The organism is Crocosphaera sp. Alani8, assembly GCF_038442745.1.
Taxonomy (GTDB): Bacteria; Cyanobacteriota; Cyanobacteriia; order Cyanobacteriales; family Microcystaceae; genus Crocosphaera.
In genome coordinates this window covers 1-7,479 of sequence record NZ_JARVCN010000164.1, presented here as the reverse complement: position 1 = coordinate 7,479, position 7,479 = coordinate 1, and the positions used below count along the sequence as shown (strand labels likewise).

Annotated in this window: 8 protein-coding genes; 4 read left to right on the top strand and 4 right to left on the bottom strand. The window is 35.4% G+C overall.

Translation table 11 applies throughout. The annotated features are described in order from the left end of the window. Positions 1-36: 36 nt before the first annotated feature. The gene (locus P9B04_RS11050) at positions 37-183 is read right to left on the bottom strand and encodes a DUF4926 domain-containing protein (protein WP_342055040.1); all 147 of its coding nucleotides are present in this window, start codon (positions 181-183) and stop codon (positions 37-39) included. 9 nt (positions 184-192) lie between these two features. Continuing rightward, entirely contained in the window at positions 193-528 is a 336-nt protein-coding gene (locus tag P9B04_RS11045; RefSeq protein WP_342055039.1) for a DUF6883 domain-containing protein, read from the bottom strand. 178 nt (positions 529-706) lie between these two features. Here P9B04_RS11045 and P9B04_RS11040 point away from each other — a divergent pair, with 178 nt between their 5' ends. Further along, entirely contained in the window at positions 707-2,239 is a 1,533-nt protein-coding gene (locus tag P9B04_RS11040; RefSeq protein ID WP_342055038.1) for an alkaline phosphatase D family protein, read from the top strand. A gap of 465 nt (positions 2,240-2,704) precedes the next feature. On the opposite strand, the gene P9B04_RS11035 is transcribed toward P9B04_RS11040, so the two are convergent. Together P9B04_RS11035 and P9B04_RS11030 are read right to left on the bottom strand one after the other, a co-directional pair. Further along, on the bottom strand, positions 2,705-3,607 hold the full coding sequence (locus tag P9B04_RS11035; protein ID WP_342055037.1) for an ATP adenylyltransferase family protein: 903 nt from the start codon (positions 3,605-3,607) through the stop codon (positions 2,705-2,707). A 16-nt stretch (positions 3,608-3,623) separates the two neighbouring features. Beyond that, entirely contained in the window at positions 3,624-4,427 is an 804-nt protein-coding gene (locus P9B04_RS11030; protein WP_342055041.1) for a Tab2/Atab2 family RNA-binding protein, read from the bottom strand. A gap of 238 nt (positions 4,428-4,665) precedes the next feature. On the opposite strand from P9B04_RS11030, the gene hemC reads away from it, so the two are divergent. From hemC to P9B04_RS11015, 3 genes are all read left to right on the top strand, one after another. Then, entirely contained in the window at positions 4,666-5,622 is a 957-nt protein-coding gene (gene hemC / locus P9B04_RS11025) for a hydroxymethylbilane synthase (RefSeq protein ID WP_342055036.1), read from the top strand. A gap of 149 nt (positions 5,623-5,771) precedes the next feature. Continuing rightward, complete coding sequence (locus tag P9B04_RS11020; protein WP_342055035.1) at positions 5,772-6,128, top strand: YbaB/EbfC family nucleoid-associated protein; 357 nt, start codon at positions 5,772-5,774, stop codon at positions 6,126-6,128. 134 nt (positions 6,129-6,262) lie between these two features. Then, the gene (locus tag P9B04_RS11015; RefSeq protein WP_342055034.1) at positions 6,263-7,468 is read left to right on the top strand and encodes a hypothetical protein; all 1,206 of its coding nucleotides are present in this window, start codon (positions 6,263-6,265) and stop codon (positions 7,466-7,468) included. Positions 7,469-7,479: the final 11 nt, after the last annotated feature.

Here is a 7,479-nt window from a genome sequence, read left to right as displayed (position 1 = left end):
ATGCCAATTCCTTATTTTTTAGGTTTTGTTTTTTCTTCATGAATAATACAGGTTACCATCATATTCCATAACAATAGTTCCCACTTGTCCTTTATATAGGGTAATAGCTCTGCCAGTTTCAAAGTGAGTTGTTTGTCTATCTTCCGTTAAAGCAACCATATCTAATTCTTTAAACTTGTTCATGACAATACCTCATTTATTGACGGGATAACAATTAGTTAATCTGGGAAAGTTTTCGTTAATAAGAATTATCCAAGCGACTAAAATTAAAGATTTTCCAGCATCTGTTTTTAGCAAAAATTTCATGTTATAGTGTGTTCCATATTCATTGATTTTCCGAATGAAAACTGATTCATTGATAGCAGCTTGTTTAATTGCTTTTTTAAGAATATCTGCATTATTTAAGTTGATTCCCAGTTTACTTTGGAAAATAGTGGCTTTATTCTTGCCTTTTTGATGATTGGGATTAAGACAATAATTCTCTATTTTATCTCCTAAGTCTGCCTGATGTCCATTAGGTAAACTCATGATTTTACACTATAATATTATATACGTTTAGCCATGAATTATTGCGATCGCATCGTCATCAATCCTAAGATTCGGAGTGGAAAACCTTGTATTATTAATACTCGTATAGCTATCATAAAATATAAGGAACAAATTAATATATTTAACGATCATTCATCTGAGTCAATTTTAATTATTAATGAAAAGACGAGATTTCCTAATAACAACCCTTTTAACTTCAGGTTTAGCAACTATAGATCCTTGGGAAAGCCAAGCCGCTTCTATCCCAGAATTTTCTCAGTCCCCTTTTACCTTGGGAGTTGCATCGGGAGATCCCCAAAGCGATCGCATTATTATCTGGACAAGACTAGCCCCTAAACCCTTAGAAGGGGGTGGAATGCCCAGTTTAAGGGTTCCTGTAGCTTGGAAAATGGCAGAAGACCCCGAAATGATCAAAATAGTCCGTCAAGGGATGGCTATGGCTATTCCAGAGTTAGGACATTCTGTCCATGTGGATGTCACTCAACTAGAAGCAAACCAGGTTTACTGGTATCAGTTTGAGGTAGGTAACTATAAAAGTGCGATCGCTAGAACGAAAACCCTCCCTAACCCCGACGCTTCAGTTGAAGAGATCAAGTTTGCCTTCGCATCTTGTCAAGACTGGCAAAACGGTTATTTTGTTGCTCACCAGCATTTGGCTGATGAAGACCTTGATTTTGTGGTATTTTTGGGGGACTATATCTATGAGCGATCCGGTAAAACTAAGATTCGTCAGCATCTAGGAGAAGAATGTATCACCCTAGAAGATTATCGTAACCGTTACGCTCAATATAAGGGCGATCGCAACTTACAAGCTGCCCATCATCGCTTCCCTTGGATCATGACTTGGGATGATCACGAAGTAGATAATAATTACGCTAATCTCATACCAGAAGACGAGCAAACTTTAGAAGAGTTTCGTCTCAGACGTAAAGTCGCGTATCAAGCTTATTACGAACACACTCCTATCCGAGTCTCTTTCCAAACAGCAGAAAACATGGCTATCTATCGTAGTTTTCAACTAGGAAACTTGGGGAAGTTGATAGTATTGGATACTAGGCAATATCGCACCGATCAACCCTGTGGAGATGGGGGACAACCTCGCTGTCAAGGAGCTACAGTAGAAACAGCAACCTTACTGGGAAAAGAGCAAGAACAATGGTTACAAGCTCAATTAACCAACAGTTCAGCCTCTTGGAACATTATGGCACAACAGATTATGATGGCTCAATACGATATAGATCCCCGTCCTAAAAAGGAATTGTTTAATATGGATCAGTGGGATGGTTATGTTGACTGTCGTCGTCGTTTCCTGAGCTTTCTGCACGAAAATAAAATTTCTAACCCAGTGGTGATTACGGGAGATATCCATTCTAGTTGGGTTAACGACTTAAAGTTAGACTTTGACGATCTGCAATCCCCTACTGTTGCAACAGAGTTTGTCGCTACTTCTATTTCTTCTGTATTTCCTATACGATACGTTGCGGCTGTCAACTTGACTAGGAGAAATAATCCTCATGTTAAATTTTTCAATGGGACAAAACACGGATATGTCCGTTGTACAGTAACGCCAGAGTTTTTTAAGAGCGATTTTCGTGCCGTTTCTACCATATCGAGTGTAAACGCATCTATTGATACTTTACAATCGTTTGTGGTCAAAAACGGTCAACCTGGAGTGCAGATAAATTCCTAATATTAGCTTAACCCCATAAAATTACTCCAAAGTAAGAGAATGATCGCAGCACAAAGTCCGAAAGGTGTGGATAAAAATTCAACAAAGTCTAAGATGACTAAAAAATATTTTAAAATTGTCAATGAGCCTTCCACGGGTTAACCCCCAAAAATTTAATAAGATAGCATCTGATCTTGAGAATAAGTGCAATTTCCTCCTACACTCCTAGTTTCCCCATTGTTTTAACGTTGGTTCCCTCTTCGTTACGAATTGTAACATAAAATTTTAAACATAAGATAGTCAGACGAAAAAAATATCTTTTAGGTTCCCTTAAACTCCCTATCCTAACTGTTAAGAATCTAACTATGGCAATCAATCATCAGTTGTGAGAATTTAAGTCTGAGGTATAAGTGAACAGGGAAAAGTCAAAAATGAGCAGTGGTAATAGATTAAACTCTATACTCTGCACTGATTTTGACATTTAACCTAACCATGAGTTTGCTGAGCAACTTTTTCTAAAATAGTTAGGGGTTTTAATTGTTTTAATTTTTTTAGTTGTTGCTCATCTTTGACTAATAATGCACCAGAAAATCCTAATGAATTAACAGAAATAGATTCATATTTAGGTTGCGATCTCCTAATTATCATCATCCATTCTCTGGTTATTAAAAGGTTATAAGGATCGGCTTTCCTTTGTGAATCCGTTGCAATTTTTAGGCTTTTTAAGAGAAAATTATAAGTCTCTAAAATTTGTTGAGCTAATTCTAGAACATTACTGTTATTAAAAGATATTTTAGCTATGGCATGAGCGAAATTAAAACAAGAAATTTTGCCTATATTATCTTGATATTTTGCAGTTTTTATAACTTTATCAATTGGGGTTTTTGGTAGTTCTAGAACGAAAGGGAAAGGAACTAGTTGAAGATGTTTATGGCGTTGACTTGCTCCTGCTATTTTACCGCTATTATAAAACCCTAACCCATCAACTTGTAATAAACAGGCGGACAGAGCAGCAAAATCATCCAAGTTTAGGAGTGTTTCTTGTGATTCAAATTCACGGGTTATTATTAATAGGTGATTATCTACCACATTAAATTTATTGAGTAAACAAACATGGTTTTCTGAAATTTCTGCCACAAATAGGTCTTTTTCGTAAGGTAAAAAAGGATTAAAATCTTTGCTTAATTTTTTTTGTTTCTTTTTAGCATTGTCTTTACGATTGAGGTTGTTTATAATCCTAACTAAAAAGTCAATATCTTGATCTTTGAGTAATTGGTAGTCTGTAGCGATTGGGTTTAAAGCACCACAATTTAAGGCATATTCAGTTTGTTTTTTTGCCTTTGCCCATAAGCTATCGGGTTCTAAAACAATTTTTGCAACTTCTTTCATAACAAATAACTCAAATTTATTCTTTTTTTAGTAACCAGATTCCTGTGTCAGTCATTCCTGAATCGTCTGGTTGTATGAGTAAAAAATGAAGCCCTTGACTGTTTTCTTTCTGCTGTTCGTACTTTTGTGCAGATTTAGCCATGTCTGCATCTTCAAACGTCAACAGAACCCACCGATCTACTAACCCTGATTCCAGAATTAATCCCCCAGACTTTTGAATATCTGTAGGAATATAATTCAAAGAAAACGGTTGATTATCAGCTAACCAACGGGCCAAATACATAGATTTTCTACCGCCATAAATAACAACCCCAGGAAGATTAACATCAGAAGCAATCCCAAGATGAATAGGGTTTAATGCTTCGGGTAAATCTTTAATAGGAATGGGGCGATCGCCAAAAAAATCTACAAAATCCCCTGCTTTGAATGTCACAAAACGCCATTTATCACCCCATAAATTTTCCGGTATTCCTTGGGGAACCGATTGTTCTAATTTTACAGAATTAGGATATTTTTGGTTTAAAATCTGTTTAAGTTGCGGAGTTCTTCTGGTTGCTTGAATTGTTACTCCTAATTGTTCCCCTACTAGAGTAAATAAACTAAGACATTGAGGACGAAAAATTTTAATAATATTAGGCGAGTATTCCTTAGTTATAGATTCTAATTCAGCGATTAACCAATGAGAATTTGCCTCGGACTGTTGACAACTAGATTGATGAATAATGCTTCCATTTTCGTCACAAACAATGAGATTCCATGTAGTATCGTTCTCATTTTTTTCTGATAAGTGCTTATAGAAATCCGCTTGCCAAATAATCATGGATTTGGATACAGTCAATTGAACTAATTCAAGACCAATAATAGCATAAGTCGTCTGGAACTCAGAAAACGGGAAAATTATCAATCTTAAAAACTAAAATTTTTATTTCTTACTTATTGATAATTTGTAAAGAGATGTAACTATTTCTTCTGTTGGGGTGCCAATCTCTTAACTAGGGTCAAACACTACGATACCCTAGAATGAGTCTCCTCATCGTCACACTATTAGTTTACCTTCTATGGTTGTTTCTAGTCGCGCTATTCGTATCGGTTCCCGAAAAAGTCAGTTAGCTTTAGTGCAAACTTACTGGATACAAGAACAACTACAAAAACACTATCCCAACCGTCGTTTTGACGTAGAAACCATGAGTACCCAAGGGGATAAAATCTTAGATGTTGCCTTGGCTAAAATAGGGGATAAAGGATTATTTACCAAAGAGTTAGAAACGGCAATGCTACAAAATCAAGTAGATTTCGCCGTGCATTCTCTCAAAGATTTACCCACTAACTTACCCGAGGGGTTGATGTTGGGTTGCGTCACCGAAAGGGTGAACCCTGCTGATGCACTGGTGGTTAACGAAAAGCATCAAGATAAACAACTGGATACCTTACCAGAAGGATCGGTTATTGGTACTTCCTCCTTACGTCGTTTGGCTCAGTTGCGTCACCATTATCCCCATTTAACCTTTAAAGACGTTCGTGGAAACGTCAACACTCGCTTATCCAAACTGGATGCAGGGGAATACGATGCCATTATTCTAGCTGTAGCAGGTTTACAACGGTTAGATATGAGCGATCGCATTCATCAGGTGATTCCCGATGAAATTTCTCTCCATGCTGTGGGACAAGGTGCCTTGGGGATCGAATGTCGCACCGGTGATCCGGAAATTTTAGACCTCCTCAAAGTCCTAGAAGATCCGGAAACCCGCGATCGCTGTTACGCAGAACGGGCGTTCTTACGAGAATTAGAGGGAGGTTGTCAAGTTCCCATTGGTGTCAATACTAAAATTGAAAATAACATTCTAACATTGACAGGAATGGTAGCCAGTTTAGACGGTCAAACCTTGCTTAAAGATGTTATTGAAGGGGAAGCAGAACAAGCAGAAAGCTTAGGACAAACATTAGCTAACCGTTTGCGCAATGCTGGTGCCACGGAAATATTAGCAGAAATATTTGCCCAAATTCAGCGAGAATAATATTGACTCAACCTCTTTTTCACCCCAAAAATCCAGTCAAGATAAACCAAAAAATGATAGGGTTACAGAGGGATGATTATTATCGACCATAAAAGTCTTTTCTAAGACTAACAATAACTAAATAGCAACACACAATATTTTTAACGAATATGACAGAAAACAAAGGAAAAGGGTTTGGTTTACCCGGATTAGGTAAAATCAAAGAACTTCAAGAAGCCTTCCAAAAAGCCCAACAAGTTCAAGCCGGCGCACAGCAACTTCAACAAGAGTTAGAGGAGATGGATATTGAAGGTTATAGCGATGAGGCTAAATTAGTTACAGTGGTTGTGAGTGGTAACCAAGAACCTCGTCAGGTAACAATCAAACCAGAAGCTTTAGAACAAGGTGCAGAGGCGTTGTCTCAGTTAGTAAGTGCAGCCATGAAGGATGCTTACAATACATCTACCGACACCATGCGTGAAAAAATGGAAGCTCTTACCAGTGGCTTAAATCTTCCTGGAATGTAGGATAATCTAAAAATCCCTGTCAATTTGTCACAGGGATTATTAAAAGCATTTACTAACTTTCATAAGCAATGGCTCTATAATATTTTCAAACAGTAAAGTAAGTGATACTTAAATATTGAGTCTGGAGTTTTAAAATGATAAAAATTTTTAAGATAAAGTCTAAAAAATTCTATATCAATTTTTCAATCTTTTTTTTATGTATTACCATTCTTCCATATCTTATTTTAGCTTTATTTACAGTTCCGACAGGAGACGATTATGCTTTTGCTTCAGCTGCTTTAGAACAAGGAATTTTAGGTTTTGTTAAAGATCGTTATTTGACTTGGAATGGCAGATATACTGCTGATTTTCTTATGGCTTGTTACAACGTAATTGGCCATCAAATTACTGACTATTTTTTGATTAAATCTTTTGCATTAGTTCCTTTATCTTTAATTACTTCTTCCGCAATAAGTAATTATTTCTTTATTAAATTATTAACTGGATGTAAAAACTTTAAAATTAACCTTTTTTATACTTTAACAGTTTTAGTATCTATTCTAATCAGCACTGATATAACATCAACCATTTTTTGGTTAGCTGGCGGAATTGCTTATGGTTTAGCTAATTCATTATTAATTTTATCTTTTGCTCTAATTATTGATACTCTCTATCTAGAAGAAGAACAAAACTTATATTTATTTGCATTCAATTCATTTCTAATTATTTTTATTAATGGGTTATCTGAAACTATTATGGTAACTTATACTAGTTTAATTGTCAGCATATCCATGCTTAACATATTTTTCAATCGCTTAAGTCAAAACTTTATTTTAAAAAATTTAACTTATTCAATTCTAGCTTTAACCTCGTCTATAATTGTTATTTGTTCACCTGGAAATTATAGTAGAATCGAAAAAATAGAAAATACAGCAAGGAATTCTAGTTCTTTAACATTTTCAGCTATCCAAAGCTTTTGGTCAACTCGATATCATTTATTTGACTGGATTAACCCTTTATGGATATGTTTTTTTAGTTTAGTTATTTTAATCAGCTTTCAAGTACCTAAAGAAAAAATCTTACCTTTTATTCAAAGTAAAAAAAATTTTTTAATCGTCATAATTAGTTTAATAATTGCAATGTATATGTCATTTTTTGTCACTTGGTATTCATTAGGAAATGATAGTCCACCTCGTACTGCTTCTATAAGTTATACAATATTTTTACTAATAACTATAGTTTCAGCATTCTATTGTAGATTTAATTTTAATCTAGACGATTTAATTCCTTTTCAAAATATATCAAAAATTAGCTTTATTACTGGCGTGGGGACACGAATACCTGAAAGCCTTACCAGATGACGAAAAGAGCC